28 protein-coding genes and 1 rRNA gene (1 of these 29 only partly in view) are annotated in these 24,461 nt (G+C 58.3%); 17 read left to right on the forward strand and 12 right to left on the reverse strand.

Going from position 1 to position 24,461, the window contains the following annotated elements; genetic code table 11:
- The 3 genes from JFT86_RS05885 to JFT86_RS05895 all read right to left on the reverse strand — a co-directional run.
- Window positions 1-563 (reverse strand): 16S ribosomal RNA (locus JFT86_RS05885) (it extends 974 nt beyond the left edge of the window).
- A 642-nt stretch (window positions 564-1,205) separates the two neighbouring features.
- Window positions 1,206-2,426 carry a CaiB/BaiF CoA-transferase family protein gene (locus JFT86_RS05890; RefSeq protein WP_201236092.1) on the reverse strand — a complete coding sequence of 407 codons (1,221 nt, stop codon included), beginning with the start codon at window positions 2,424-2,426 and terminating at the stop codon, window positions 1,206-1,208.
- Window positions 2,427-2,439: 13 nt separating this feature from the next.
- Entirely contained in the window at window positions 2,440-3,621 is a 1,182-nt protein-coding gene (locus JFT86_RS05895; protein ID WP_201236093.1) for an acyl-CoA dehydrogenase, read from the reverse strand.
- Between the two features lie 158 nt (window positions 3,622-3,779).
- Here JFT86_RS05895 and JFT86_RS05900 point away from each other — a divergent pair, with 158 nt between their 5' ends.
- The 11 genes from JFT86_RS05900 to JFT86_RS05950 all read left to right on the forward strand — a co-directional run bounded on the left by JFT86_RS05900 (window position 3,780) and on the right by JFT86_RS05950 (window position 13,908).
- A complete protein-coding gene (locus JFT86_RS05900) occupies window positions 3,780-4,679 on the forward strand; it encodes a LysR family transcriptional regulator (RefSeq protein WP_201236094.1) in 900 nt (299 codons plus the stop codon).
- Window positions 4,680-5,113: 434 nt separating this feature from the next.
- Window positions 5,114-6,235 carry a Re/Si-specific NAD(P)(+) transhydrogenase subunit alpha gene (locus JFT86_RS05905; protein ID WP_201236095.1) on the forward strand — a complete coding sequence of 374 codons (1,122 nt, stop codon included), beginning with the start codon at window positions 5,114-5,116 and terminating at the stop codon, window positions 6,233-6,235.
- Between the two features lie 15 nt (window positions 6,236-6,250).
- Window positions 6,251-6,571, forward strand: a complete 321-nt coding sequence (locus JFT86_RS05910; RefSeq protein WP_003187417.1) for an NAD(P) transhydrogenase subunit alpha — start codon at window positions 6,251-6,253, stop codon at window positions 6,569-6,571.
- Entirely contained in the window at window positions 6,571-8,004 is a 1,434-nt protein-coding gene (locus JFT86_RS05915) for an NAD(P)(+) transhydrogenase (Re/Si-specific) subunit beta (protein WP_201236096.1), read from the forward strand. Before JFT86_RS05910 ends, JFT86_RS05915 begins: the two co-directional genes overlap by 1 nt.
- A 215-nt stretch (window positions 8,005-8,219) precedes the next feature.
- Window positions 8,220-9,713, forward strand: coding sequence for an acetyl-CoA hydrolase/transferase family protein (locus JFT86_RS05920; RefSeq protein WP_108224849.1), 1,494 nt, complete (start codon window positions 8,220-8,222; stop codon window positions 9,711-9,713).
- Between the two features lie 321 nt (window positions 9,714-10,034).
- Window positions 10,035-10,250: a DUF1127 domain-containing protein gene (locus tag JFT86_RS05925; protein ID WP_103306481.1), complete on the forward strand. Its 216-nt coding sequence runs from the start codon at window positions 10,035-10,037 to the stop codon at window positions 10,248-10,250.
- Window positions 10,251-10,508: 258 nt separating this feature from the next.
- A complete protein-coding gene (locus tag JFT86_RS05930) occupies window positions 10,509-10,718 on the forward strand; it encodes a DUF1127 domain-containing protein (protein ID WP_201236097.1) in 210 nt (69 codons plus the stop codon).
- Window positions 10,719-10,852: 134 nt separating this feature from the next.
- Entirely contained in the window at window positions 10,853-11,170 is a 318-nt protein-coding gene (locus JFT86_RS05935; RefSeq protein WP_007911658.1) for a DUF2388 domain-containing protein, read from the forward strand.
- Between the two features lie 107 nt (window positions 11,171-11,277).
- A complete protein-coding gene (locus JFT86_RS05940; protein ID WP_201236098.1) occupies window positions 11,278-11,586 on the forward strand; it encodes a DUF2388 domain-containing protein in 309 nt (102 codons plus the stop codon).
- Window positions 11,587-11,629: 43 nt separating this feature from the next.
- Window positions 11,630-11,950 (forward strand): DUF2388 domain-containing protein, encoded by a 321-nt coding sequence (locus tag JFT86_RS05945; RefSeq protein ID WP_201236099.1) that lies wholly within the window; start codon window positions 11,630-11,632, stop codon window positions 11,948-11,950.
- Complete coding sequence (locus tag JFT86_RS05950; RefSeq protein ID WP_201236100.1) at window positions 11,947-13,908, forward strand: DUF4105 domain-containing protein; 1,962 nt, start codon at window positions 11,947-11,949, stop codon at window positions 13,906-13,908. The genes JFT86_RS05945 and JFT86_RS05950 overlap by 4 nt, the downstream gene beginning before the upstream one ends.
- A gap of 184 nt (window positions 13,909-14,092) precedes the next feature.
- Here the strand turns inward: JFT86_RS05950 and JFT86_RS05955 are convergent, their stop codons facing one another.
- The 3 genes from JFT86_RS05955 to trpB form a co-directional block, all read right to left on the reverse strand.
- On the reverse strand, window positions 14,093-14,548 hold the full coding sequence (locus JFT86_RS05955; protein WP_201236101.1) for an anti-virulence regulator CigR family protein: 456 nt from the start codon (window positions 14,546-14,548) through the stop codon (window positions 14,093-14,095).
- A 122-nt stretch (window positions 14,549-14,670) separates the two neighbouring features.
- Window positions 14,671-15,483 carry a tryptophan synthase subunit alpha gene (trpA, locus tag JFT86_RS05960; protein WP_201236102.1) on the reverse strand — a complete coding sequence of 271 codons (813 nt, stop codon included), beginning with the start codon at window positions 15,481-15,483 and terminating at the stop codon, window positions 14,671-14,673.
- Window positions 15,483-16,715: a tryptophan synthase subunit beta gene (trpB, locus tag JFT86_RS05965; protein WP_201236103.1), complete on the reverse strand. Its 1,233-nt coding sequence runs from the start codon at window positions 16,713-16,715 to the stop codon at window positions 15,483-15,485. Before trpB ends, trpA begins: the two co-directional genes overlap by 1 nt.
- Before the next feature lie 114 nt (window positions 16,716-16,829).
- Between trpB and JFT86_RS05970 the strand changes: the two genes are divergently transcribed.
- Window positions 16,830-17,747 carry a LysR family transcriptional regulator gene (locus tag JFT86_RS05970; protein ID WP_201236104.1) on the forward strand — a complete coding sequence of 306 codons (918 nt, stop codon included), beginning with the start codon at window positions 16,830-16,832 and terminating at the stop codon, window positions 17,745-17,747.
- Here the strand turns inward: JFT86_RS05970 and JFT86_RS05975 are convergent.
- Window positions 17,720-18,046, reverse strand: a complete 327-nt coding sequence (locus JFT86_RS05975) for a DUF883 family protein (protein WP_007911686.1) — start codon at window positions 18,044-18,046, stop codon at window positions 17,720-17,722. The two genes, JFT86_RS05970 and JFT86_RS05975, sit on opposite strands and share 28 nt — an antisense overlap.
- Window positions 18,047-18,203: 157 nt before the next feature.
- Here JFT86_RS05975 and JFT86_RS05980 point away from each other — a divergent pair, with 157 nt between their 5' ends.
- Complete coding sequence (locus tag JFT86_RS05980; RefSeq protein WP_201236105.1) at window positions 18,204-18,419, forward strand: dodecin; 216 nt, start codon at window positions 18,204-18,206, stop codon at window positions 18,417-18,419.
- Between the two features lie 128 nt (window positions 18,420-18,547).
- Window positions 18,548-18,772 carry a DUF1161 domain-containing protein gene (locus JFT86_RS05985; protein ID WP_201236106.1) on the forward strand — a complete coding sequence of 75 codons (225 nt, stop codon included), beginning with the start codon at window positions 18,548-18,550 and terminating at the stop codon, window positions 18,770-18,772.
- A gap of 163 nt (window positions 18,773-18,935) precedes the next feature.
- Here the strand turns inward: JFT86_RS05985 and JFT86_RS05990 are convergent, their stop codons facing one another.
- Window positions 18,936-19,937, reverse strand: a complete 1,002-nt coding sequence (locus JFT86_RS05990) for an LLM class flavin-dependent oxidoreductase (RefSeq protein WP_201236107.1) — start codon at window positions 19,935-19,937, stop codon at window positions 18,936-18,938.
- Between the two features lie 241 nt (window positions 19,938-20,178).
- Here JFT86_RS05990 and JFT86_RS05995 point away from each other — a divergent pair, with 241 nt between their 5' ends.
- A complete protein-coding gene (locus JFT86_RS05995) occupies window positions 20,179-20,610 on the forward strand; it encodes an OsmC family protein (RefSeq protein WP_201236108.1) in 432 nt (143 codons plus the stop codon).
- Window positions 20,611-20,869: 259 nt separating this feature from the next.
- Complete coding sequence (locus tag JFT86_RS06000; RefSeq protein WP_201236109.1) at window positions 20,870-21,109, forward strand: DUF1161 domain-containing protein; 240 nt, start codon at window positions 20,870-20,872, stop codon at window positions 21,107-21,109.
- Between the two features lie 6 nt (window positions 21,110-21,115).
- Here the strand turns inward: JFT86_RS06000 and JFT86_RS06005 are convergent, their stop codons facing one another.
- Both JFT86_RS06005 and JFT86_RS06010 read right to left on the reverse strand, forming a co-directional pair.
- Entirely contained in the window at window positions 21,116-21,535 is a 420-nt protein-coding gene (locus tag JFT86_RS06005) for a hypothetical protein (protein WP_201236110.1), read from the reverse strand.
- A gap of 40 nt (window positions 21,536-21,575) precedes the next feature.
- A complete protein-coding gene (locus JFT86_RS06010) occupies window positions 21,576-21,998 on the reverse strand; it encodes a hypothetical protein (RefSeq protein ID WP_201236111.1) in 423 nt (140 codons plus the stop codon).
- Window positions 21,999-22,057: 59 nt separating this feature from the next.
- Here JFT86_RS06010 and JFT86_RS06015 point away from each other — a divergent pair, with 59 nt between their 5' ends.
- Complete coding sequence (locus JFT86_RS06015; protein ID WP_201236112.1) at window positions 22,058-23,140, forward strand: aminopeptidase; 1,083 nt, start codon at window positions 22,058-22,060, stop codon at window positions 23,138-23,140.
- 93 nt (window positions 23,141-23,233) lie between these two features.
- Here the strand turns inward: JFT86_RS06015 and JFT86_RS06020 are convergent, their stop codons facing one another.
- Both JFT86_RS06020 and JFT86_RS06025 read right to left on the reverse strand, forming a co-directional pair.
- Window positions 23,234-23,884: an HAD family hydrolase gene (locus JFT86_RS06020; RefSeq protein WP_201236113.1), complete on the reverse strand. Its 651-nt coding sequence runs from the start codon at window positions 23,882-23,884 to the stop codon at window positions 23,234-23,236.
- 28 nt (window positions 23,885-23,912) lie between these two features.
- Entirely contained in the window at window positions 23,913-24,458 is a 546-nt protein-coding gene (locus tag JFT86_RS06025) for a gamma carbonic anhydrase family protein (RefSeq protein WP_201236114.1), read from the reverse strand.
- Window positions 24,459-24,461 lie beyond the last annotated feature (3 nt).

A 24,461-nucleotide genomic window follows, 5' to 3' on the forward strand; every position in this document is an offset into this window, starting at 1 on the left:
GCCCAGTAATTCCGATTAACGCTTGCACCCTCTGTATTACCGCGGCTGCTGGCACAGAGTTAGCCGGTGCTTATTCTGTCGGTAACGTCAAAACAGCAACGTATTAAGTTACTGCCCTTCCTCCCAACTTAAAGTGCTTTACAATCCGAAGACCTTCTTCACACACGCGGCATGGCTGGATCAGGCTTTCGCCCATTGTCCAATATTCCCCACTGCTGCCTCCCGTAGGAGTCTGGACCGTGTCTCAGTTCCAGTGTGACTGATCATCCTCTCAGACCAGTTACGGATCGTCGCCTTGGTGAGCCATTACCTCACCAACTAGCTAATCCGACCTAGGCTCATCTGATAGCGCAAGGCCCGAAGGTCCCCTGCTTTCTCCCGTAGGACGTATGCGGTATTAGCGTTCCTTTCGAAACGTTGTCCCCCACTACCAGGCAGATTCCTAGGCATTACTCACCCGTCCGCCGCTGAATCCAGGAGCAAGCTCCTCTCATCCGCTCGACTTGCATGTGTTAGGCCTGCCGCCAGCGTTCAATCTGAGCCATGATCAAACTCTTCAGTTCAAACATCTTTGGGTTTTTAAGAAACCCTAAACTTGGCTCAGCAATCGTTGGTTACATCTTTGATTTCTCGCGGAGTAACTTGTGATGCTGATAATCTTGTTGACTATCAGTCTGACTCCACAAGCACCCACACGAATTGCTTGATTCAGTTGTTAAAGAGCGGTTGGTTAAGATCTTTCGTCTCAACCGAGGCGCGCATTCTACAGCAGCCTCATTTGCTGTCAAGTGATTATTTTCAGAAGCTTTCGAAGAATTCTTCAACAACTTCAACCACTTGCGCTTCCGATCTCTCGTTAGCGGGAGGCGAATTCTACAGCGTTAATCGCTGCTGTCAACACCTCTTTTTCTCCGCTTTCGACCGAGAAGATCGAACCGTTAAAAGCGCCAAACATCACGACCCTTTCAACTCCTTCCAGGCTTCGATGAACTGAAGCAACCCGCTATCGAAAACCGTATAACTCATTGAATATCAAGGAGTTTTCCGTTTCGACTGCGCCGGAAGTGGGGCGAATTATAGGCCTCCAGAATCTGTCGTCAACCGTTAATTTCGCTTTTCTTTCAATAACTTGAAGATCGATTAAAAAACATCCAAAACGGCCTCCCAGGGAAGGAAATACGCTTTCCTCTATATAGAAGGATAAGTCAGAGCACCCCTTCCGCCTTCAACGCAGCCACTGTACCGGCGCCCAAACCCAACACGCGCTGCAAAACCTCCAGCGTATGCTCACCCAATAAAGGCGGCGCGCGACGATATTCGACGGGCGTCTGCGACATGCGAATAGGACTGGCCACCTGCGGCACCATCCCGGCCAGCGCATGGGGCAACTCGATCGCCAACCCACGAGCTTTCACCTGCGGATCCTCGAACACCTGGGACAGATCATTGATCGGCCCACACGGCACGCCCGCCTGCTCCAGTTGAGCCACCCACTCAGCAGTAGTCTTGAAAACCGTCGCCTGACGAATCAGCGGTATCAGCACCGCCCGGTTCGCCACCCGCAGCTTATTAGTAGCAAAGCGCGGATCATCAGCCCATTGCGGCTGCCCTGCCACTTCGGCGAACTTACGGAACTGCCCGTCATTACCAACGGTAAGTATGAAATCACCATCGGCCGTAGGAAAGTCCTGATAAGGCACGATATTCGGATGTGCATTGCCGAGACGCTTGGGAGCGTTGCCGGTAGTCAGGTAGTTCATCGCCTGATTAGCCAGACAGGCTACCTGTACATCCAGCAAGGCCATATCGATATGCTGACCACCACCGTCATGATCGCGGTGAGCCAGTGCCGCCAGTATCGCCACCGTCGAATACAGACCGGTGAGAATATCCGTCAACGCCACCCCAACCTTTACCGGCCCGGCACCGTCATCACCCTCAGGCCGGCCGGTCAGGCTCATCAGCCCGCCCAACCCCTGGATCATGAAGTCATAACCGGCACGCTTGGCATAGGGTCCGGTCTGGCCGAATCCTGTAATCGAGCAATAAATCAGATTCGGATTGAGCGCCTTCAAAGACTCATAATCCAGACCATAAGCGGCGAGCCCACCGACCTTGAAGTTCTCGATAAGGATGTCCGACTTGGCCGCAAGCTCGCGCACCAGCTTCTGCCCCTCGGGACGTGTGAAGTCGATAGTCACCGATTGCTTGTTGCGGTTGGCCGACAGGTAGTAAGCCGCCTCCGAAGTATTCTCGCCATAAGCGTCTTTAAGGAAGGGCGGCCCCCAGGCGCGCGTGTCGTCGCCATTGCCCGGGCGCTCGACCTTGATCACCTCGGCGCCAAGGTCGGCGAGGATCTGCCCGGCCCATGGCCCGGCCAACACTCGCGATAAATCCAGTACCCGCAGATGCGACAGCGCGCCCATGGTCGCTCTCCTATTAATAGAACGCTTGCAGACCGGTTTGCGCACGCCCGAGGATCAGCGCGTGAACGTCGTGAGTACCTTCATAGGTATTCACCACTTCCAGGTTGACCAGATGACGGGCCACACCGAACTCGTCGGAGATGCCGTTACCGCCCAACATGTCGCGGGCCATACGAGCGATATCCAGCGACTTGCCGCACGAGTTGCGCTTCATGATCGAAGTGATTTCAACGGCTGCCGTGCCTTCATCCTTCATACGACCCAGACGCAGGCAGCCTTGCAGTGCCAGAGTGATCTCGGTCTGCATGTCGGCCAGCTTCTTCTGGATCAGCTGAGTAGCGGCCAATGGACGGCCAAACTGCTGGCGATCCAGGGTGTATTGGCGAGCGGTGTGCCAGCAGAACTCGGCAGCGCCCAGCGCGCCCCAGGAGATGCCGTAGCGTGCAGAGTTGAGGCAAGTAAACGGGCCTTTCAAACCACGTACGTCCGGGAAGATGTTCTCTTCTGGCACAAACACGTTGTCCATGACGATTTCACCGGTGATCGATGCACGCAGGCCGACCTTGCCGTGAATCGCCGGAGCGCTCAGGCCCTTCCAGCCTTTCTCCAGCACGAAGCCACGGATGTCGCCGGCATCGTCTTTGGCCCAGACCACGAACACATCGGCGATCGGGCTATTGGTGATCCACATCTTGGCGCCGGTCAGGCTGTAGCCGCCGTCGACTTTGCGTGCACGAGTAATCATCGCGCCCGGATCGGAACCGTGATCAGGCTCGGTCAAACCGAAGCAACCGATCCACTCGCCGGAAGCCAGTTTCGGCAGGTATTTCTGCTTCTGTGCTTCAGTACCGAACTCGTTGATCGGCACCATCACCAGCGATGACTGCACGCTCATCATCGAGCGGTAGCCGGAGTCGACACGCTCGACTTCACGAGCGATCAGGCCGTAGCTGACATAGTTGAGGCCGCTGCCGCCGTACTGCTCAGGGATAGTCGCACCCAACAGACCGACTTCGCCCATTTCGCGGAAGATTGCCGGATCAGTTTTCTCATGACGGAAGGCTTCAAGGACACGCGGCGCGAGGCTCTGTTGAGCGAACTGCTCGGCGGTGTCGCGGATCATGCGCTCTTCTTCAGTGAGCTGTTGATCCAGCAGCAGGGGATCGATCCAGTTGAAGCTAGCTTTACCGCCCATGAGTGTGTCCTCGCAAATCGGGTGAATTAACGTGGCATTGATCCTAGGCGCGGTTCGCTGTCGCGGCAAACGAGGATTTCGCATTCTGTTGTGCTAATTTCTCACTCCGAAACGTCGCTAAATGCCTTTTACGCGGCGTATTAGTGAGGTTGACGTACATGCGCAGGAAGATCCCCAGCACCACGGCCCTGATCAGCTTCGAAGCTGCCGCTCGCCACGAGAGCTTTACCAAGGCAGCCGAAGAACTTTCCCTCACCCAAGGCGCCATTTGCCGACAGATCGCCAGCCTTGAGGACTTCCTGAACGTGGAGCTATTCCGACGCTCACGGCGAGGCGTGAAGCTGACCGAAGCAGGACTTTCCTACAGCCGCCGCGTCGCGACGCAACTGGATGCAGTCGAACGCGACACTCTCTCGGTGATGGGCCAGCAAGGCACCAATGTGATCGAACTGGCGGTGGTGCCGACCTTCGGCACCCAATGGCTGCTGCCGCGTCTCAAGGATTTCCAGCTCAAGCATCCGGAAGTCACGGTTAACCTGACCAACCGTACCCGCCCATTTCTATTCGCCGATACCGAATTCGACGCCGCAATCTACTTCGGCGATGCCGACTGGTCGGGTACCGAATCCCACAGGCTGATGGGCGAGAATCCGATGCCGGTGTGCAGCCCCGCCCTACTCGGCAATAGTACGCATCTGACAGCCGAAGCCATTGCCGACCTGCCGCTTCTGCAGCAAACGACCCGCCCGTACGCCTGGCGCCAGTGGTTCAACTCGCAACACTTGAATATCCCGCGTGACATGACAGGTCCGCGCTACGAGCTATTCTCCATGCTGGCCCAAGCGGCCATGCACGACATGGGCATTGCGCTGATTCCACCGTTCCTGATTCAACGTGAACTGGCCGAGAAACGCCTGGTGATTGCCAACCCGAATGCGCTCTCCAGCATCAAGGCCTATTACCTGATGATTCCTGAGCGAAAGGTCGAAACGGCGTCTCTGAAGGCATTTCGCGACTGGCTGGTAAATCAGGCGCAGAGCTACAGCCTAGAAGGATAGCGACTTACAGCGATACTTAACCTCGTAGTCAGAAAACCAAAAGCCCTACAGATATAAGTATTTGTCGCATTTACACGGACTGTATCCGAAAGTCGTACAGACGTCCCACAAGCGCCTGAAGACGTGGCTTTGAGCCTCCATCTACGACTCATCACGACCTATTCACGTCGCCGATGAGAAAAATTTTCAAATTCCGCCAGAATCCTTACAAGGCACGGCCTGCAAGGGATTAAGCCGGCCATGTGCGACATTCGGTCACGGGATGACTTGTAGTTAATTTTCCGTCACCCGTCATAATCCCTTGAAGGGCATAAAGTTCGCCTGCAAAATGCCGCGCCCCGCCCTGATTTGGCGGGATCGTGCTGATCGGCCGCCCCAGTCGCACCATCCGTAGTGCATGGGTTTACTCAATAAGATCACGCAGGAGATTTGACGTGCACATTGGTGTTCCTCTCGAGACCCAGACCGGTGAAACACGGGTTGCTGCAACCCCGGAAACCATTAAAAAGCTGATCAGCCAAGGTCATAAGGTCACTGTGCAAACCGGCGCCGGCGTTAAAGCCAGTGTCGTCGACAGTGCCTATGAAGCGGCAGGCGCAACCATTGGCAGTGCCAATGACGCGTTTGGCGCCGAGCTGATTCTCAAAGTGGTCGCCCCGAGCGATTCCGAGCTGACGCTGATCAAGCGCGGCACGGTGCTGGTTGGCATGCTCAACCCGTTCAATAACGAAACCATCGCCAAAATGGCCGAGTGCGGGATTACTGCATTCGCTTTGGAAGCGGCGCCGCGCACCTCGCGGGCGCAGAGCCTCGATGTGTTGTCATCGCAAGCGAACATTGCCGGTTATAAGGCTGTGTTGCTGGCCGCTCACCACTATCCACGCTTCATGCCGATGCTGATGACCGCTGCGGGCACAGTGAAAGCGGCGCGCGTACTGATTCTTGGCGCGGGCGTGGCCGGGTTGCAGGCGATTGCCACGGCGAAACGTCTGGGTGCGGTGATTGAAGCGTCCGACGTACGTCCGGCTGTGAAGGAACAGATCGAATCCCTCGGCGCCAAGTTTGTCGACGTGCCTTACGAGACCGATGAAGAGCGCGAATGCGCCGTCGGTGTCGGCGGTTACGCACGGCCGATGCCGGCGAGCTGGATGCAGCGTCAGGCTCAGGCCGTTCACGAACGCGCCAAACAGGCTGACATCGTCATCACCACCGCCCTGATCCCTGGCCGCAAGGCGCCGACACTATTGAGCGCGGAAACCGTGGCACAGATGAAGCCCGGCTCGGTGGTCATCGACCTCGCTGCAGCTCAAGGTGGCAACTGCCCGCTGACCGTGGCTGATCAGGTCGTCGTCGAAAACGGCGTGACCATTTGCGGCCCGACCAACCTGGCCGGTGAAGTCGCTGCAGACGCTTCGGCGCTGTACGCACGCAACCTGCTGGACTTCCTCAAGCTGGTCTTCACCAAAGAAGGCCAGTTCGACGTCAACCTCGAAGACGACATCGTCGCCGCGTGCCTGATGTGCCGCGACGGCCAAGTCATCCGCAAAAACGCCTAAGCAGGGATTCAGACGATGGAAGAGCTTATCTCCCCCGGTATCTACAACCTGATCATCTTCGTGCTGGCGATTTATGTCGGTTATCACGTGGTCTGGAACGTTACGCCTGCGCTGCACACGCCATTGATGGCGGTCACCAACGCCATCTCGGCGATCGTGATCGTCGGCGCCATGCTTGCGGCTGCGCTAACCGTTACACCGCTGGGCAAAACCATGGGCACCCTTGCCGTGGCGCTGGCTGCGGTCAACGTGTTCGGCGGCTTCCTGGTGACTCGCCGCATGCTTGAGATGTTCAAGAAGAAAGCCCCGAAAGTAAAAGAAGAGGCGCCGAAGTAATGAGCATGAATCTCGTCACGACGCTCTACCTGATCGCGTCGATCTGCTTTATCCAGGCCCTCAAAGGCCTGTCGCACCCGACCACGTCGCGGCGCGGCAACCTGTTCGGCATGCTCGGCATGGCGTTGGCCATTCTCACCACCGTCGGCCTCATCTATAAGCTTGGCGCTGAGCTGGCCACCGCCGGTATCGGTTATGTGATTGTTGGCCTGCTGGTCGGCGGCACGGCCGGTTCGATCATGGCCAAGCGCGTTGAAATGACCAAGATGCCGGAACTGGTCGCGTTCATGCACAGCATGATCGGTTTGGCTGCGGTGTTCATTGCCATTGCTGCTGTGGTTGAGCCGCAATCGCTGGGCATCGTCAAGCAGCTGGGCGACTCGATCCCGACGGGCAACCGACTGGAGCTGTTCCTCGGTGCTGCGATCGGTGCGATCACCTTCTCCGGTTCGGTGATTGCGTTCGGCAAGCTGTCGGGCAAGTACAAGTTTCGTTTGTTCCAGGGCGCACCGGTACAGTTCGCCGGTCAGCACAAGCTGAACGCGGTGTTGGGCCTGGCGACGCTAACACTCGGCCTGACCTTCATGTTCACCGGCAACCTCACCGCGTTCGCGCTGATGCTGGCGCTGGCGTTTGTGATGGGCGTGCTGATCATCATCCCGATCGGCGGTGCCGACATGCCGGTGGTGGTGTCGATGCTCAATAGCTATTCGGGCTGGGCGGCAGCGGGTATCGGCTTCTCGCTGAACAACTCGATGCTGATCATTGCCGGTTCGCTGGTGGGTTCGAGCGGTGCGATCCTCTCGTACATCATGTGCAAGGCGATGAACCGTTCCTTCTTTAATGTATTGCTCGGTGGTTTTGGCAACACGGCGGATGCTGGCCCTGTCGGCGCGAAAGAGGCCCGTCCGGTGAAATCCGGCTCGGCTGACGACGCGACCTTCCTGCTGACCAACGCCGACACTGTGATCATCGTCCCGGGTTACGGACTGGCAGTAGCACGTGCGCAGCATGCATTGAAAGAGCTGACCGAGAAGCTGACCCACCGTGGCGTGACCGTGAAGTATGCGATTCACCCGGTAGCGGGTCGTATGCCAGGGCACATGAACGTCCTGCTCGCCGAGGCCGAAGTGCCTTACGACCAGGTGTTCGAGATGGAAGACATCAACTCCGAGTTCGGTCAGGCCGACGTGGTGCTGGTGCTCGGCGCGAACGATGTGGTCAACCCGGCCGCGAAGAACGATCCGAAATCGCCGATTGCCGGCATGCCGATTCTTGAAGCGTTCAAGGCCAAGACCATCATCGTCAACAAGCGCTCGATGGCCAGCGGCTATGCCGGTCTGGACAACGAACTGTTCTACCTGGACAAGACCATGATGGTCTTCGGCGACGCGAAGAAAGTCATCGAAGACATGGTCAAAGCGGTCGAGTAACTCCCCCGCTGAAACACCGAACGCCCCGATTCGTCGGGGCGTTTTTGTTTGTGCAAAACGTCGGACAATTTGCCGCGTTGTTGCAGATCCAGTAACGGTGTTTTACTTCAAACCCGCTAAATAGACGCCTCGTTTGCGACCTTGGTAGCGGGACAGGCGCCCGTCAAATTCACTAGACTGCGCATCCTGCTACTCGCTTCCCGAGATAATAATCCATGTACCGTGACCGTATTCGCCTGCCTTCGTTGTTGGACAAAGTGATGAGCGCCGCCGACGCAGCCGCTCTGATTGAAGACGGCATGACCGTCGGCATGAGCGGTTTCACCCGCGCCGGCGAAGCCAAAGCCGTCCCTCACGCACTGGCCGAGCGGGCCAAGGTCACGCCGCTGAAGATCAGCCTGATGACCGGCGCCAGTCTGGGCAACGACCTCGACAAGCAACTGACCGAAGCCGGCGTGCTGTCGCGACGCATGCCGTTCCAGGTCGACAGCACCTTGCGCAAGGCGATCAACGCTGGCGAAGTGATGTTCATCGACCAGCACTTGTCGGAAACCGTCGAGCAACTGCGCAACCAGCAACTGAAGCTGCCGGACATCGCTGTCATTGAAGCGGTAGCCATTACCGAACAGGGCCACATCGTGCCGACCACCTCGGTAGGCAACTCGGCAAGCTTCGCGATTTTCGCCAAACAGGTCATCGTCGAGATCAATCTGGCGCACAACGCCAACCTGGAAGGCCTGCACGACATCTATATCCCGACGTATCGTCCGACCCGCACGCCAATCCCGTTGGTAAAAGTGGACGACCGCATCGGCAGCACAGCGATTCCGATTCCGCCAGAAAAAATCGTCGCCATCGTCATCACCCAGCAGTCGGATTCGCCGTCCACGGTGTCGACTCCGGATGTCGACACCAACGCCATCGCCGAACACCTGATCACCTTCTTCAAGCAGGAAGTCGACGCCGGGCGCATGACCAACAAACTCGGTCCATTGCAGGCAGGGATCGGCAACATCGCCAACGCGGTGATGTGCGGCCTGATCGATTCGCCATTCGAAGACCTGACCATGTACTCCGAAGTCTTGCAGGACTCGACCTTCGACCTGATCGACGCCGGCAAGCTGAGCTTCGCTTCGGGCAGCTCGATCACGCTGTCTGAACGCCGCAACAGCGACGTGTTCGGCAATCTGGAGAAGTACAAGGACAAACTGGTCCTGCGTCCGCAGGAAATCTCAAACCACCCGGAAGTGGTGCGTCGCCTGGGCATCATCGGTATCAACACGGCGCTGGAGTTCGACATCTACGGCAACGTCAACTCCACCCACGTCTGCGGCACGCGGATGATGAACGGCATCGGTGGTTCCGGCGACTTCGCCCGTAACGCGCACCTGGCGGTGTTCGTGACCAAGTCGATTGCCAAGGGTGGCGCGATTTCCAGTGTGGTGCCGATGGTCAGCCACGTTGACCACACCGAGCATGACGTCGACATTCTGGTGACCGAGGTGGGACTGGCGGATCTGCGCGGTCTGGCGCCACGCGAACGTGCTCGAGTGATCATCGACAACTGTGTGCACCCGGACTTCCGCCAGGCGCTGAACGATTACTTCACAGCGGCCTGTGCAATCGGTGGTCACACCCCGCACATCCTGCGTGAAGCCTTGAGCTGGCACATGAATCTGGAAGAAACCGGACGCATGCTCGCGGTGTAACTCGCACAGATAAACCGCTGACGCAAACACAGTTTTCGTCAGCGGACTTTGACAACCCCTCCTTCCGACAAAAACTGTACTGCTGTACCGGTCTTTTCCTACAGTAATTACCTACCTTTCCGGCCGATTAGAGCAAAAATGCACTACTTAGGTGCAGACAGGTACAGTTTGCTCAATTTTGACCCGTACACCCCCTATAAACAGTTAACTGGTCACTCACAATACAGTTGAACTGTATCTAGAGAGACTGGCCAAACGAGAGGATCATGGGCACCAGTCAAACCACTACCTGATCCCGCCACAAGCGGAAGGATGTCAACCATGGAACGTACACTCAGTTCCGAGCTGTTTTTCGAAGACAAAGCTGTAAAATCCCAGGCTTCCCTGCCTCTGCGCGTTATCGCCAACCTGATGTTGTGGCAGCGCCGCATCTCCAGCCGCCACCAACTGGCCCGTCTGGATTCGCGTCTGCTGGCTGACGCTGGTATCAGCGAAGCACAACGCTACGAAGAGCTGAGCAAGCCGTTCTGGCGCTAAGTAGCGTCGCTGGCTCTGGTCGTTAGACCCACCGCCAGCAACCCGAATTGAACAAACGAAACCCGTCGTGGGAAACCACGACGGGTTTTGTCGTTTCGAGCTGAAGAAAACTACCAGTACAGGCGAGTGAACCACACACAGGTACAGTTTGACAAAAACCATATCTGAACCAGTACAATTTTACACTGGTGTATCTGCCCTGCAATCTACTCAACGCTCAACATGACCTTCCGCCTTCTCTGGCTAAAGGAATACGTCATGAATGACTTACAGGATGTTTCAGCAATTCCATTCCAACCCGCTCGCCGGCCTAACGCTATACGGCGCTTGCTACGCAGACTCTGGCAGGGTCTGGAGCGCGCCAGAACACGACGTCTGCTGGCCCAACTCAACGGTCGGGATCTCGCCGACCTCGGCCTCAGCCATGCCGATCGGCTGAATGAAATGGAGAAACCGTTCTGGCGCTAGCATTCTGCCCACTGTGCGAACCGCGGCCGCGGGCCTAATATCCACGCAGAACGTGGCGAATGATGCGCAACTGGCGTCTGACTCCTCAGATACCGAGCCACCTCTCAATACGGTTTATCCACAGGAGTTACTTCATGTCCCGTCTTCGCCTGCTCAGCGCTGCCGCCCTGCTGGCCGTGGCTGCAAACGCCAGCGCCACCAGCTTCATCGTCACCACCGACGCCGTCGTCGGCGCCCTGAAGTCCTCGTCCGACGCCACTTCCGATGTCACTTCGTCCTTTCGCGACGACAAGATCGTACTCGCCGCCCGTGACGACGCCGCCAGCTTCGTCGCCAGCGAAGGCGAGATCCGTGGGGTGAAACTGGAAAGCGCGCTGGATCACATCCGCCATCAGGCTCCACAACTGCAAGCCACTGACGCCCAGCTGGCTCAGGCCATTCTGACGATCTGATCGATCGCAGCACCGCGGGACATGCCGGGCGTGTCCCGATGTTTCGGCGCTGGCTCTAGCCCGGGCATTGCGCTAGCCTTTGGACTCGCCAACCGTTAACGAGTCTTATGCGTTTTCTTCAAAAACTGCTTGTCCCTTCCGTACTGTTAACTGCTTGCTGGACGACGTCGGCCAACGCCTTTGATGTCTCTACGCAAAACACCGTTGTGAGCGTTTGGGCTACCGGCATGGTGTCTTCAGCGCCGTTCGACCGTAAACTGCTGCTCGCCGCTCATGATGACGCGGCTGTGTTTGTTGCCAGTGACGGTGAGACACGAGGTGCCCGCCTGGAATCCGCACTGCACTACCTGCGCAAAACCCGGCCGAAACTTCATGTCAGCGACCTTGAACTGGCACAGGCAATTCTCGTCCAATAGCTAACCCAGTCCCTGATTAACCTTGTCCCTCCGGAGTCGTTCCATGCGTAGCCCGCTGATTGCTGCCGTCCTTGGCCTGTTTTTGTTGGCCGACGTGGCCCAGGCGCACACCCTGGTAGCCACCAGTAACATCATCGTCCGTGCCTCCCAGCGCACCATCGATTTCACTTCCGACACCACTACGTCGATCCGCGACTCGAAAATCATCCGCGAAGCCCACGACGACGCCGCCAGTTTCGTCGCCAGCAACGGTGATATCCGTGGCGCACACCTGGAAGCCGCGCTCAACACACTGCGCACTCGCGTGCCGGAAGCTCGCGACGCCAGTGATCAGGTGCTCGCCGAAGCCATCCTCGCACTGTGAAGTCACTTGGCGCCTGGCTGCTGGCCGGGGCGTTGTTGCTGCTTGGCAACAGCGCCCACGCCAGCTTGCAATTGCGGCTCAAGACCGACGGTCTGACGCCCGCCCAACAACAGGCCAGCCAGGCGCTGATCGATGAGGCGATGCAAAAACTGCCGCCAAGCTTCATCGAGCGGCTGGATCGGCGCATCGATGTTGGCTGGACCGACGACATGCCCGCCAATGCCTATGGCCAGGCCACACTGGTCGCTGAACTCGATCTGAACCGCAAGCTGCTCGCCAGCCTCACTGACGGCAGCGCGGCCAAGGAAAAAACCAATCGCCCCCACGGCACTGTGCGCCAGGAACTGCTCGCCACGGTGCTGCATGAAATCACCCACATTTATGATCGCGCGCGTCTCTGGCCAAGCGCCGAACGCACGCTGATTCAGCGCTGCACCCGGCGCTTCAACAGTGCCGGGCTGATCGGCATTCCCGATGAGTGCCGTGGCCAGAACGCTCGGCGCTTTACCCTCAGCGATGATCCGCGCCTGCTCGACCTGGCTGGTTGGCAGCAATACGTCGGTCGTCGCGGCGAGCGCGAACAGCACAACCGGCAGATCGCTCGCAGCCCCGATCTGTACGAAATCTCCAGCCCCAAGGAATTCGTCGCGGTCAATATGGAGTACTTCCTCCTCGACCCGAGTTATGCGTGCCGCCGCCCGGCGCTTTATCGCTATTACCAGGATCACTTCGGCTGGGCACCGCCGGCCAAAGACACTTGCGCCAAGACTTTCGCGTTCCTCAATGCCGGCAACGATTTCGCCAAGCAACCCTTGGGGCAAGTCGATCCGGAACGGGTGTATGCCGTCGATTACCTGCTGGCCGAGGCCAATCAGAACTGGGTCAGCCGCTGGGGTCACAGCATGCTGCGCCTGGTGATCTGCGCGCCGGGACGGCCGCGTGGCCCTGATTGCCGGCTCGACCTGGATCAGCATCTGGTGCTGTCGTATCGCGCCTTCGTTGGCGATGTGCAGCTCTCAAGCTGGGACGGGCTGGTCGGCAAGTACCCGTCGCGCTTGTTCGTCTTGCCACTGGCGCAAGTGATCGACGAGTACACCAAAACCGAACTGCGCAGCCTCGCCTCGGTGCCGTTGAACCTGTCACGCAGCGAGATCGAGGGCGTGGTTGAACACGCCGCCGAAATGCACTGGAGCTACGACGGCAACTACTTCTTCCTGTCCAACAACTGCGCGGTGGAAGGCCTGAAATTGTTGCGCAGCGGCAGCGATAACACGCAGTTCGTCGGGCTGGACAGCATCATGCCCAACGGCTTGCTGGAAGTGATGAAGGGCCGCGGCCTGGCCGATACCAGCGTGCTGGACGACCCGAAAGAGGCACTGCGTCTGGGTTACCGCTTCGACTCGTTCCGCGATCGTTATCAGGCAATGTTCGACGTGTTGAAGAAGCAATTGCCAATCAAACAGAACACCGTTGAGGAATGGCTTTCGCTGACCGCTGAAGAGCGTCGTGAATGGTTCGAGCGCGCCGACCTGCGCACCAGCGCCGCGTTACTGCTGCTGGAACAGGCGAGCTATCGCCGCCAATTGCTGCTCGCGCAGGACGAGGTCAAACAGCGTTACCTCGGTGCGCGCGAGCTGGAAAACGGCGGAATGGACAAGGCCAACGCGACCCTGCAGGAAATCCTCGCCAACAGCGGCTTCCTCAGTCGTCCGGCAGAACTGCTGGACTCCAAGGGCTACGGATTGCCGCAGCCGAGTGAGTTCAGCCGACTGGAAGCGGAAAGCAGCCAGCGTCAGAAGAAGCTGCTGGCACTGTCGGGTGATCTGGACGCAGAAGTTCGTAAGTTGCTTGAGCCGAAACGAGCCGCTGAAATTGCGGCCAGCGAGGCCAATGTGAAGCAGATCGGCGAACACCTGCGCAAACTGCACAAGGCTTCGGGCGGACTGGAACTGCCCTGAACCTAAGGTTAACCCACACCTTTTTGGTGAGGGGATTTATCCCCGACCGACTGCGCAGCAGTCGCAATCCCAACGAACACGGTTTACCTGATCATCCGTGTTTGCCGGATTCGGGGCTACTTCGCAGCCCATCGGGGATAAATCCCCTCACCACAGTTAATGGACTGTCAGTTAGATCAGACGATTAATACAAAACCCCATCGAGAATTTCGTAAACGATCCCCGTACCCACCGCGATCAGCACGATGTCGCTCCCGGTGCGGCGCCATTCATAACCCGGATACACCGGCAAACGTCCCAACGCCCGACCATCCAGACGCTCGCCGTAATAGCCGTGCGGCAACGGCCGGCCGCGCTCCAGATGGATCCCCGGCGGTGGCGGTGCACCGCGTACAAAGTAGCCGTGGTTGTCACGGATGGTCTGGCGCACCGGGCCGAAATCGCGTGGCGGGCCGCCACGGTGATCGTTCTGCGGGCCACGGTGATCATCACCACGATTGTCACCGCGGTTATCGTAATGGCCCTGCTGCTGCGGGCCGCCGTGGTCGTGATCATCGCGCTGATCGGCGCTGGCCAGCAGCGGTGTCGCGCTGATCATCAGCACGCCCAGTCCGGCAATCAGACGTTTCGGCATTTTCATCGGGTCTTTCCTCACGGCACAAACAGCAAAAAGGGATTCAGAACGTGGTTCTGAATCCCTCGGTCTTGCTCATTTAGTCTGTGCCGTGAGGCGCTAATTCCTCTGTATCAGGAACTTTACCTTCAGCTGACGCGAGCCTTACGCACGCCTTCGGACAATGCCGAGCAAAGGCTCAGTACGCCGTCGATAGCCTGATCCGGCGTGGTCGCGTTGGCGATGTGATCGATCAACGCCGAACCCACGACAACACCATCGGCCAGACGCGCGATGGCGGCCGCTTGCTCCGGAGTGCGGATGCCGAAACCGATGCTGATCGGCAGGTCGGTATGACGACGCAGACGGGTGACCGCTTCCTCGACGTGTTCCAGCGTTGCAGCACCGGCACCGGTCACACCGGCTACCGACACGTAGTAAACGAAACCGGAGCTGCCGTTGAGCACTTTCGGCAGTCGTGCGTCGTCGGTGGTCGGCGTGGTCAGGCGGATGAAGTCCAGACCGGCAGCCTGGGCCGGGTCGCACAGCTCGGCGTTGTGCTCAGGTGGCATGTCGACCACGATCAGACCGTCGACGCCGGCCTCTTTCGCATCGGCGATGAAACGCGGCACGCCGTACATATGGATCGGGTTGAAATAGCCCATCAGCACCAGCGGCGTATCGCCGTTGTCTTCACGGAATTCGCGAACCATTTGCAGGGTTTTCAACAGATTTTGCTTTGCGCCCAGCGCACGAATGTTCGCCAGTTGAATCGCCGGGCCATCGGCCATCGGGTCGGTGAACGGCATGCCCAACTCGATCACATCGGCACCGGCCTTCGGCAAGCCTTTGAGGATCGCCAGCGAAGTGTCGTAATCCGGATCACCGGCGGTGACGAAAGTCACCAGCGCCGCGCGGTTCTGTTCTTTGAGTTCGGCAAAACGGGTTTGCAGGCGGCTCATCAGTGTTTCTCCTGCTGCGATTGTTCCATGTGATGCATGACGGTCTGCATGTCTTTGTCGCCACGACCGGACAGGTTGACCACCATCAGGTGATCTTTCGGCAGCGTCGGTGCGCGTTTAAATACTTCAGCCAAGGCATGAGCGCTTTCCAGAGCAGGAATGATCCCTTCCAGGCGGCAGCATTTGTGGAACGCATCGAGGGCTTCGTCGTCGGTCACCGAGGTGTATTGAACGCGGCCGATGTCATGCAACCAGGCGTGCTCCGGGCCGATACCCGGATAATCGAGGCCGGCGGAGATCGAGTGGGCGTCGATGATCTGGCCGTCGTCGTCCTGTAGCAGGAAAGTGCGGTTACCGTGCAGCACACCCGGAACGCCGCCGTTGAGGCTGGCGGCGTGCTTGCCGGTTTCGATGCCATAGCCGGCCGCTTCAACACCGATGATCTCGACGCTCTTGTCGTCGAGGAACGGGTGGAACAGGCCCATGGCGTTGGAACCACCGCCGATGCACGCCACCAGGCTGTCCGGCAGACGACCTTCCTGTGCTTGCAGTTGGTCACGGGTTTCCTTGCCGATCACAGCCTGGAAGTCGCGAACCATCGCAGGATAAGGATGCGGGCCGGCCACGGTGCCGATCAGGTAGAAAGTACTGTCGACGTTGGTCACCCAGTCACGCAGGGCTTCGTTCATCGCGTCTTTCAGGGTGCCGGTGCCGGCCACCACCGGAATCACCTCGGCACCCAGCAGCTTCATGCGGAACACGTTGGCCTGCTGACGTTCGATGTCAGTGGTGCCCATGTAGATCACGCAATCCAGACCAAAACGTGCGGCCACGGTGGCAGTCGCCACACCGTGCATGCCGGCGCCGGTCTCGGCGATGATGCGTTTCTTGCCCATGCGCCGTGCCAGCAGGATCTGGCCGATGCAGTTGTTGATCTTGTGCGCGCCGGTGTGATTCAGCTCTTCGCGCTTGAGATAGATCTTCGCGCCGCCACAGAACTCGGTCAGACGCTCTGCAAAATAAAGTGGGCTCGGACGTCCTACGTAGTCGCGCTGGAAGTAGGCCAATTCTTCTTTGAATGCAGGATCTTCCTTGGCCGTTTCATATTCGCGGGCCAGATCGAGGATCAACGGCATCAGGGTTTCAGCGACATAGCGGCCACCGAACGCGCCGAACAGGCCGTTATCGTCCGGGCCGTTACGCAGATTGGAAGTGTTCGAAGTCTGGGTCATGAGTCGCTCCAGGTGAATTCGGGTCAAGAGACAATGACGCCCACTCTACCCCTGACCTTCTATGCTGAAAACCGATAAGATCGCCGCAACCTGTCAGGAAAACTCACAGATACCATGAGCCACGACCTTCCCCCGCTGAATGCTTTGCGCGCCTTCGAAGCCACCGCCCGGCTCAACAGCGTCAGTCAGGCGGCCGAACAACTGCACGTCACCCATGGCGCGGTCAGTCGGCAGCTCAAGGTGCTGGAAGAACACCTTGGCGTCAGCCTGTTCACCAAGGATGGCCGCGGCCTGAAACTCACAGATGCCGGCGTGCGCCTGCGCGATGCCAGTGGTGAGGCATTTGATCGGTTACGCAGCGTTTGTGCCGAATTGACTAAAGACACAGCCGACGCACCGTTCGTACTCGGTTGCTCGGGAAGCTTGCTGGCACGTTGGTTTATTCCGCGCCTGGGACGGCTGAACGCCGATCTGCCGGACTTGCGTTTGCACTTGTCGGCCGGGGAAGGCGATCTCGATCCTCGGCGCCCGGGGCTGGATGCCTTGCTGCTGTTCGCCGAGCCGCCATGGCCAGCGGACATGCAGGTTTATGAACTAGCCGCAGAACGCATCGGCCCGGTGATGAGTCCGCTGTTCAGCGGCCATCAACGTCTGCAAACCGCGCCAGCCTCGGCGCTGATTGATGAGCCGTTGCTGCACACCACCTCGCGCCCACAGGCCTGGCCGAGTTGGGCACAGCAAAACCACCTCGACGCGAAAGCGTTGAAGCTGGGTCAAGGTTTCGAGCATTTGTATTATTTGCTGGAAGCGGCAGTGGCCGGTCTTGGCGTGGCCATCGCGCCGGAGCCGCTGGTGACTGAAGATTTGAAGGCCGGTCGCCTGGTTGCGCCGTGGGGCTTCTGTGAAACCCCGGCGCAACTGGCGCTGTGGCTACCCAAGCGCGCCGCGGACGGGCGCGCCCGGCAACTGGCGCAATGGCTCAAGAATGAGCTGCGCCAGACGGATCATTCGCCACGCTTGAACAGCAAGTAAGCCGCGAGCAGACCGATCGCACCCACCGCAACACCGGCGGTGGTCCAAGGATGTTCCTGCGCGTAGTCGCGGGTGGCGATCCCGGTTTCGCGGGTTTTCACTTTGACTTCTTCATAGGCATCGCTGAGCAGATGGCGCGAATGTTTCAGCGCACTCTCGGCGTTGCTTTTCAGCGCCTTGAGAGTCTTGCGCGACTCGTCCGAAGCGTCGTCCTTCAAGCTTTCCAACGATTTGAGCAGACTCTCGATCTCGGCTTCCATGCTTTGCAACGAGGCTTTACGTAAAGAGGTGTTGGCCATGGTGGCTCTCCTGCATTGGTGATGAGTGGCGTGTGTTGTTTGGGACTTCAGCGGTTTCAGAAAGTGCAGAAAATCTGAACTTCGCCTGCGCCGAGCCGCCGAAATCAACAGTGCAGATTCACTGCTAGTCTCAATTCCACACGCCAAGGAGATCGCCATGAGTGACCATCACACGTACAAGAAAGTCGAGCTGGTCGGTTCGTCCACCAGCAGCATCGAAGACGCCATCAACAACGCGCTGGCCGAAGCGAACAAGAGCATCAAGCATCTTGAGTGGTTTGAGGTGATCGATACCCGTGGCCACATCAAGGACGGCAAGGCTGCGCACTTTCAGGTGACGCTGAAAGTCGGCTTCCGCATTGCCAGCAGCTGAGTTTGGTCTACGCTTCTGAACTTGCGCGCTGGCCGAGTGCCATAGGAATGGCAAAGCGCTACAGGGTGAGCGCATCGGGTGGATGACTCGATGCACACCTCTTTTAATCCGACCAGGGAGTGCGACCGATGAAGAAGTTCATATTGGCAGTAGGTTTGTTGAGCCTTGCGGGTGGTGCATTTGCTGCCGGCAAGCCTTGTGAAGAGTTGAAAAGCGAGATTGCGGCGAAGATTGATGCCAAAGGTGCTTCCAACTACACACTGGAAATTGTCGATAAAGGCGCGGCGGCTGACGGCAAAGTCGTCGGCAACTGTGAAGCCGACACCAAGGAAATCGTCTACAAGCGCGGTTGATCGCGACTGAAATACAAAAGCCGACGCAAATGCGTCGGCTTTTTTGTGAACGATACATTCCCCCTGTAGGAGTGAGCCTGCTCGCGATGGCGGCGTAACAGTCAACAATCCAGTGACTATGGAAACGCCATCGCGAGCAGGCTCACTCCTACAGGGATTGGCGTTATCCCTTCATGACCTGCGCCAGCAACTCGTAGGAATGCACGCGATCAGCATGCTCATACAGGTCACAGGTAAAGATCAGCTCATCGGCCTGAGTCTGCTCGACCAGCACTTCCAGCTTCGCACGGATCTTCTGTGGGCTGCCAACCATCGCCAGACCGAGGAAGTCGCCCACCGCTTCACGCTCGTGAGGCAGCCACAGGCCGTCCATGGTTTTCACTGGCGGACGTTGCACCAGACTCTGCCCACGCATCAACGCGAGAATTCGCTGGTACACCGACGTCGCCAGGTAATCGGCTTGCTCGTCGGTATCAGCCGCCACCAAAGGCACCCCGAGCATCACATACGGCTTGTCGAGCACTGCCGACGGTTTGAAGTGGTTGCGATAGACACGAATCGCCTCGTGCATGAAGCGTGGGGCGAAATGCGAGGCAAAGGCGTAAGGCAAGCCACGTTCGCCGGCCAGTTGCGCACTGAACAGACTCGAGCCCAGCAGCCAGATCGGCACATTGGTGCCGGTGCCCGGCATCGCGATTACGCGTTGATCCGGGGTGCGCGGGCCGAGAAAACGCACCAGTTCGGCGACATCTTCGGGAAAATCATCGGCACTGCCGGAACGCTCACGGCGCAAGGCGCGGGCAGTCATCTGATCCGAGCCGGGGGCACGCCCCAGACCAAGATCAATACGGCCCGGGTACAGGCTTTCAAGGGTGCCGAACTGTTCGGCGATCACCAGCGGCGCGTGGTTGGGCAGCATGACACCGCCCGAGCCAACGCGAATGGTCGAAGTGCCGCCCGCCAGATAACCGAGCAGCACCGACGTCGCGGAGCTGGCGATGCCGTCCATGTTGTGGTGTTCAGCGACCCAGAACCGCGTGTAACCGAATTTCTCGGCATGCTGCGCCAGATCCAGCGAGTTGCGCAGCGACTGCGCCGGGCTGCCGTTCTCGCGTACGGGCACCAGATCAAGGGTAGAAAACTTTACGTCGGACAGTTGCTTCATAAACCTGCTTCTCCGAGTGAGGAGGCAGGTTTTTCTTGCGAACGAAAACCTGCCGAATCCATAAGCGTGTTTTGTGCAATGAGGGCATATACCCGAGTTTCAATAGCAGTGATGAAATTTCCTACTAAAAAAGTCAACGATTCAGATGAGCTGAACTTTGTCGCGGCGTCTATCCTCAGAAGCCTTGCAAGCAAAAACCACGTCGGCGCGGCGTTCCGCGCCAGATTTTGAGGAGGCAGATATGGCTATCGTGAAGAAAGCATCCGCACATTGGGCAGGTGATCTGAAAAGCGGCATCGGCTCGATTTCCACCGAGACCGGTGTCCTCAGAGAAGCGCCCTACGGCTTCAAGGCCCGTTTCGAAGGTGGCAAGGGCACCAACCCGGAAGAACTGATCGGCGCAGCGCATGCCGGTTGTTTCTCCATGGCGTTCTCGATGATTCTCGGCGATGCGGGTCTCAAGGCCGACAGCATCGACACCAATGCGGAGGTCACCCTCGACCAGGTCGACGGTGGGTTCGCGATCACAGCGGTGAAGCTGATTCTCCAGGCGAAAATCCCGGGGGCCACGCAGGCTCAATTTGAAGAACTGAGCAAAAAGGCCAAGGAAGGATGCCCGGTGTCCAAGGTGCTGAACGCCAAGATCAGCCTTGAGGCAACGCTGGTCAGCTGATTCGGTGTTGACCGGACTGATGCTATCGCGAGCAGGCTCACTCCTACAGTTGATCTCCAGCGGGCACAATTATTGTGAACAACCGAGATCCTCTGTAGGAGTGAGCCTGCTCGCGATAGCCATCTGCAGATAACCTAGGGTTTGAAACCTTCAGCACAAGTTGTGAGCGAAGTCAGAACTCGTTTTGTGGAAATATGGTCGAATAAGTGACAGCAGCTTCAGCGCACGCCCGTGCGCGCTGCCTCAAGGAGCTTCAATCATGAAACGTATTGGCTTGGCGATTCTCTGCAGTGCTCTGGCCACTTCGGTTCTTGCCGACCCCAAAAACTGCGAAGAGCTCAGGAAAGAGATTGAGGTCAAGATCCAGGCGAACGCCGTGCCGTCCTACACGCTGGAAATTGTCAGCAAGGAAGAAGCCGCAAAACATGACATCGCCATGGTCGTCGGCACCTGCGACAACGGCACCAAAGCGATCATCTATCAGAAGAATGGTGACTGAATCACCTCAGATAATGCAGTTGTAGTCGTGATCCTCGGCGACGATTTCGCGCTTGGCGTTGTAAAGCCGGGCACTTGGGGTGAATGCCAGCGAACGCCCTTCCAGCACATAACGTTGCCCGGCCTCGAAATGGTCGTAGCGGATGTACAAGTAGCACAGACGCTCGACTGGGCCGTTCATCAAGCTGCCGCCACCGCCAAACACTTCGAAGTCAAACCGCACGCGTAATTCGTGACTGCCGGGAGTGACTTGAAAGTAGCGCCCGTCGTTCAGTCGTTGGTTGTCGAGGCGTTCGGCCATCAACACTTTGCCGCCGGGTGTCGGCGTCGAAAAATCGACCCAGGCCATCTGCGGATTGACCGGCGGCAGCGGTGTCTGGCAACCGGTCACAACACTGACAACGAGCAGCAACAGCAACTTGCGCATGATGAATATCCATAGGTCCGAATACTCAGCATAGCGCCGATCAGGTGCGCTGACAGCCTGCTGGCGTGCCCTGGCCTACCACGTTGCGCTGCTCGTCATAGAGCTTGGCCCAAGGCCGGAAGCCAATACTGCCGGCCTGCAACTGGTAACGCTGGCCCGCATTGAAGTCCTTGAATTTCACACTCAACTGGCAATCGCGCCACAGCGGTTCAGCATCGGGGCCGATGTTGGTGGCCTCCACCGGAAATTGATAACGCACCTTCAGCTCATGGCTGCCAGGTTGCACTTCAAAATAGCGTTTGTCGGCGGTCGCCTTGGTATCGACCTGCAGCGCTTGCAGCGCCGTGTCCTGTTGCCGGGCGTTCAAATCAATCCACGCTTGCGAAGGGTCAGGATCGGGCATTCCGAATCCGGCACAACCGGCCAGCGTCAGCAGGCCTCCTGTCAGCATCAACATGCGCATAGCGGTGCTCCTTTAGGCGGGATAGTCTTGCGGGCAGACTTTCCGGGGGATTTCTTATTTTGATCAGGCCGCTTCCAAGCCATGGGTTACTTGATCGCGTTTTTCGGATTTTGTTTCCGGGTGTGATGCTTTTGCTGCTCAACGGTTGTTCCAGCGTCAGCTATTACAGCCAGTTGGCCAGTGGTCAGTGGCAGTTATTGCGGGCGCGGGAGCCGGTGACCAAGGTGATCGCCGATCCGGCCCGCGATGCAAAACTGCGTACGCATCTGGCCCAGTCGCAAAAGTCCCGTGCGTTTGCCAGCGAGCATCTGCACCTGCCGGATAACCAGAGTTATCGCCTGTACGCCGACATCGGCCGGCCATTTGTGGTGTGGAATGTGTTCGCCACGGCGGAGTTTTCCCTGAGCCCGCAAAACCATTGTTTCCCGATTGCCGGGTGCGTGGCCTATCGCGGCTACTACAGCCAGAGCGCGGCACGCGGTGAAGCGGCGATTCAGCGGCTGCAAGGCATGGACGTGTCGATTGGTGGCGTCGAGGCCTATTCGACGCTGGGCTGGTTCAACGATCCGATTCTCAATTCGATGATGGGCTGGGGCGATGAGCGACTGGCCACGCTGATCTTTCATGAACTTGCTCATCAGCGTTTTTATGTAAAGGACGACACCGAGTTCAACGAATCCTTTGCCACGTTTGTCGAGCAGGAAGGTACGCGGCAGTGGCGGGCGTTTCGCGGATTGCCGGCAGATAACGATTCAAAGCTCAAGCAGCGCGATCAATTCATCGAGTTGGTGCTCGACACACGTTCACGACTGGAAACGTTGTATGCGCAGCCGTTGCCCGTGGAACAGATGCGCGAGCGCAAGGCAGCAGCCTTCGAGCAGTTCCGCCGGGACTATCGGCTGATGCGGGACAGTCAGTGGTCCGGGGACAAGCGTTATGACGCCTGGGTGAATGCGCCGCTGAACAATGCACGGTTGTTGCCGTTTGGACTGTATGACCAGTGGGTGCCGGCGTTTTCGGCGTTGTTCAGGCAGGTTGGCGGGGATTGGCTGCGGTTTTATGCCGAGGTGGAGAGGTTGGGGGAGTTGCCGGTGATTGAGCGTAAAGCGGCTTTGAAAATATTGGCAGATCCAGACAGTTGAGTTGGCTGGGAGGACGTCATCGCGAGCAGGCTCACTCCTACAGGGGAATGCGTTCCAAATGTAGGAGTGAGCCTGCTCGCGATAGCGTACTGATCAGCGCTGCAAAAACGCCTGATGCAACTCGGCCAGCGTTTCAAAGTGATAAGCCGGCGCCTCGGCATTCAACTCTTCAAAACTGCCAAATCCATACCCCACCGCCGCCGCATCCAGCCCGTTGCTGCGCGCCCCGATCAGGTCATGCTTGCGGTCGCCGATCATCAAAGTAGCGGCGGGATCCAGTCCTTCCTCCGTCACCAGATGCGCAATCAACTCAACTTTGTTGGTCCGCGTGCCATCCAGTTCACTGCCGTAGATCACCTTGAAGTGTTTGGCAAAGTCGAAGTGCCGGGCAATCTCGCGGGCGAACACCCAGGGTTTGGACGTTGCGATATACAGCTGCCGCCCTTGCCCGCTGAGAGTTTCGAGCAGCGGCGTGACGCCTTCGAACACACGGTTCTCGTACAGTCCGGTGACCTTGAAGCGCTCACGATAGAAATTCACCGCTTCCCAGGCTTTGGCCTCGTCGAATCCGTAAAACTGCATGAACGCCTGCAACAATGGCGGGCCGATGAAGTGTTCAAGTTTGGTCAGATCCGGCTCGTCGATGCCAAGCTTGCCGAGGGCGAACTGGATGGAACGGGTGATGCCCTCACGCGGGTCGGTCAGGGTGCCATCGAGGTCGAACAGTACGGTCTGGTAATGCATGAGAAGTCCTGAGCTGGTGTAAGTCGATTCAGATCTGATCGTAGCCTTCGGCCAAGTGCAGATCCTTGAGCTTCACGTAGTTCGCCGCGCTGTAGGTGAAGAAGGCGTTTTCCTTGTCGGTCAGCGGGCGGACCTGCTTTACCGGACTGCCGACATACAGAAAACCGCTTTGCAGGCGCTTGCCCGGCGGCACCAGGCTGCCGGCGCCGATGATCACGTCATCCTCGACCACTGCGCCGTCCATGACGATGCTGCCCATGCCGATCAATACGCGGCTGCCGACAGTGCAGCCATGGAGCATGACTTTGTGGGCGATGGTCACGTCATCGCCGATCAGCAACGGGAAGCCGTCCGGGTTGAACGGCCCGGCATGAGTGATGTGCAACACGCAGCCATCCTGCACGCTGGTGCGCGCGCCGATGCGGATGCGGTGCATGTCGCCACGGATCACGGTGAGCGGCCAGACGGAGCTGTCATCGCCGATTTCGACGTCGCCGATCACCACCGCCGAGGCGTCGACAAATGCGCCTTTGCTCAGGCGAGGGGTGTGATTCTGGTACTTGCGAAGGGACACGAT

Origin of the sequence: Pseudomonas sp. TH06 (assembly GCF_016651305.1) — a bacterium.
Lineage (GTDB): Bacteria > Pseudomonadota > Gammaproteobacteria > Pseudomonadales > Pseudomonadaceae > Aquipseudomonas.

What these genes read in the sequence shown, in the direction of transcription:
- JFT86_RS05890 (WP_201236092.1), bottom strand. Translation starts at nt 2,426, where the DNA reads ATGGGCGCGCTGTCGCATCTGCGGGTACTGGATTTATCGCGAGTGTTG.
- JFT86_RS05895 (WP_201236093.1), bottom strand. Translation starts at nt 3,621, where the DNA reads ATGGGCGGTAAAGCTAGCTTCAACTGGATCGATCCCCTGCTGCTGGAT.
- JFT86_RS05900 (WP_201236094.1), top strand. Translation starts at nt 3,780, where the DNA reads ATGCGCAGGAAGATCCCCAGCACCACGGCCCTGATCAGCTTCGAAGCT.
- JFT86_RS05910 (WP_003187417.1), top strand. Translation starts at nt 6,251, where the DNA reads ATGGAAGAGCTTATCTCCCCCGGTATCTACAACCTGATCATCTTCGTG.
- JFT86_RS05915 (WP_201236096.1), top strand. Translation starts at nt 6,571, where the DNA reads ATGAGCATGAATCTCGTCACGACGCTCTACCTGATCGCGTCGATCTGC.
- JFT86_RS05920 (WP_108224849.1), top strand. Translation starts at nt 8,220, where the DNA reads ATGTACCGTGACCGTATTCGCCTGCCTTCGTTGTTGGACAAAGTGATG.
- JFT86_RS05925 (WP_103306481.1), top strand. Translation starts at nt 10,035, where the DNA reads ATGGAACGTACACTCAGTTCCGAGCTGTTTTTCGAAGACAAAGCTGTA.
- JFT86_RS05930 (WP_201236097.1), top strand. Translation starts at nt 10,509, where the DNA reads ATGAATGACTTACAGGATGTTTCAGCAATTCCATTCCAACCCGCTCGC.
- JFT86_RS05935 (WP_007911658.1), top strand. Translation starts at nt 10,853, where the DNA reads ATGTCCCGTCTTCGCCTGCTCAGCGCTGCCGCCCTGCTGGCCGTGGCT.
- JFT86_RS05940 (WP_201236098.1), top strand. Translation starts at nt 11,278, where the DNA reads ATGCGTTTTCTTCAAAAACTGCTTGTCCCTTCCGTACTGTTAACTGCT.
- JFT86_RS05945 (WP_201236099.1), top strand. Translation starts at nt 11,630, where the DNA reads ATGCGTAGCCCGCTGATTGCTGCCGTCCTTGGCCTGTTTTTGTTGGCC.
- JFT86_RS05955 (WP_201236101.1), bottom strand. Translation starts at nt 14,548, where the DNA reads ATGAAAATGCCGAAACGTCTGATTGCCGGACTGGGCGTGCTGATGATC.
- trpA (WP_201236102.1), bottom strand. Translation starts at nt 15,483, where the DNA reads ATGAGCCGCCTGCAAACCCGTTTTGCCGAACTCAAAGAACAGAACCGC.
- trpB (WP_201236103.1), bottom strand. Translation starts at nt 16,715, where the DNA reads ATGACCCAGACTTCGAACACTTCCAATCTGCGTAACGGCCCGGACGAT.
- JFT86_RS05970 (WP_201236104.1), top strand. Translation starts at nt 16,830, where the DNA reads ATGAGCCACGACCTTCCCCCGCTGAATGCTTTGCGCGCCTTCGAAGCC.
- JFT86_RS05975 (WP_007911686.1), bottom strand. Translation starts at nt 18,046, where the DNA reads ATGGCCAACACCTCTTTACGTAAAGCCTCGTTGCAAAGCATGGAAGCC.
- JFT86_RS05980 (WP_201236105.1), top strand. Translation starts at nt 18,204, where the DNA reads ATGAGTGACCATCACACGTACAAGAAAGTCGAGCTGGTCGGTTCGTCC.
- JFT86_RS05985 (WP_201236106.1), top strand. Translation starts at nt 18,548, where the DNA reads ATGAAGAAGTTCATATTGGCAGTAGGTTTGTTGAGCCTTGCGGGTGGT.
- JFT86_RS05990 (WP_201236107.1), bottom strand. Translation starts at nt 19,937, where the DNA reads ATGAAGCAACTGTCCGACGTAAAGTTTTCTACCCTTGATCTGGTGCCC.
- JFT86_RS05995 (WP_201236108.1), top strand. Translation starts at nt 20,179, where the DNA reads ATGGCTATCGTGAAGAAAGCATCCGCACATTGGGCAGGTGATCTGAAA.
- JFT86_RS06000 (WP_201236109.1), top strand. Translation starts at nt 20,870, where the DNA reads ATGAAACGTATTGGCTTGGCGATTCTCTGCAGTGCTCTGGCCACTTCG.
- JFT86_RS06005 (WP_201236110.1), bottom strand. Translation starts at nt 21,535, where the DNA reads ATGCGCAAGTTGCTGTTGCTGCTCGTTGTCAGTGTTGTGACCGGTTGC.
- JFT86_RS06010 (WP_201236111.1), bottom strand. Translation starts at nt 21,998, where the DNA reads ATGCGCATGTTGATGCTGACAGGAGGCCTGCTGACGCTGGCCGGTTGT.
- JFT86_RS06020 (WP_201236113.1), bottom strand. Translation starts at nt 23,884, where the DNA reads ATGCATTACCAGACCGTACTGTTCGACCTCGATGGCACCCTGACCGAC.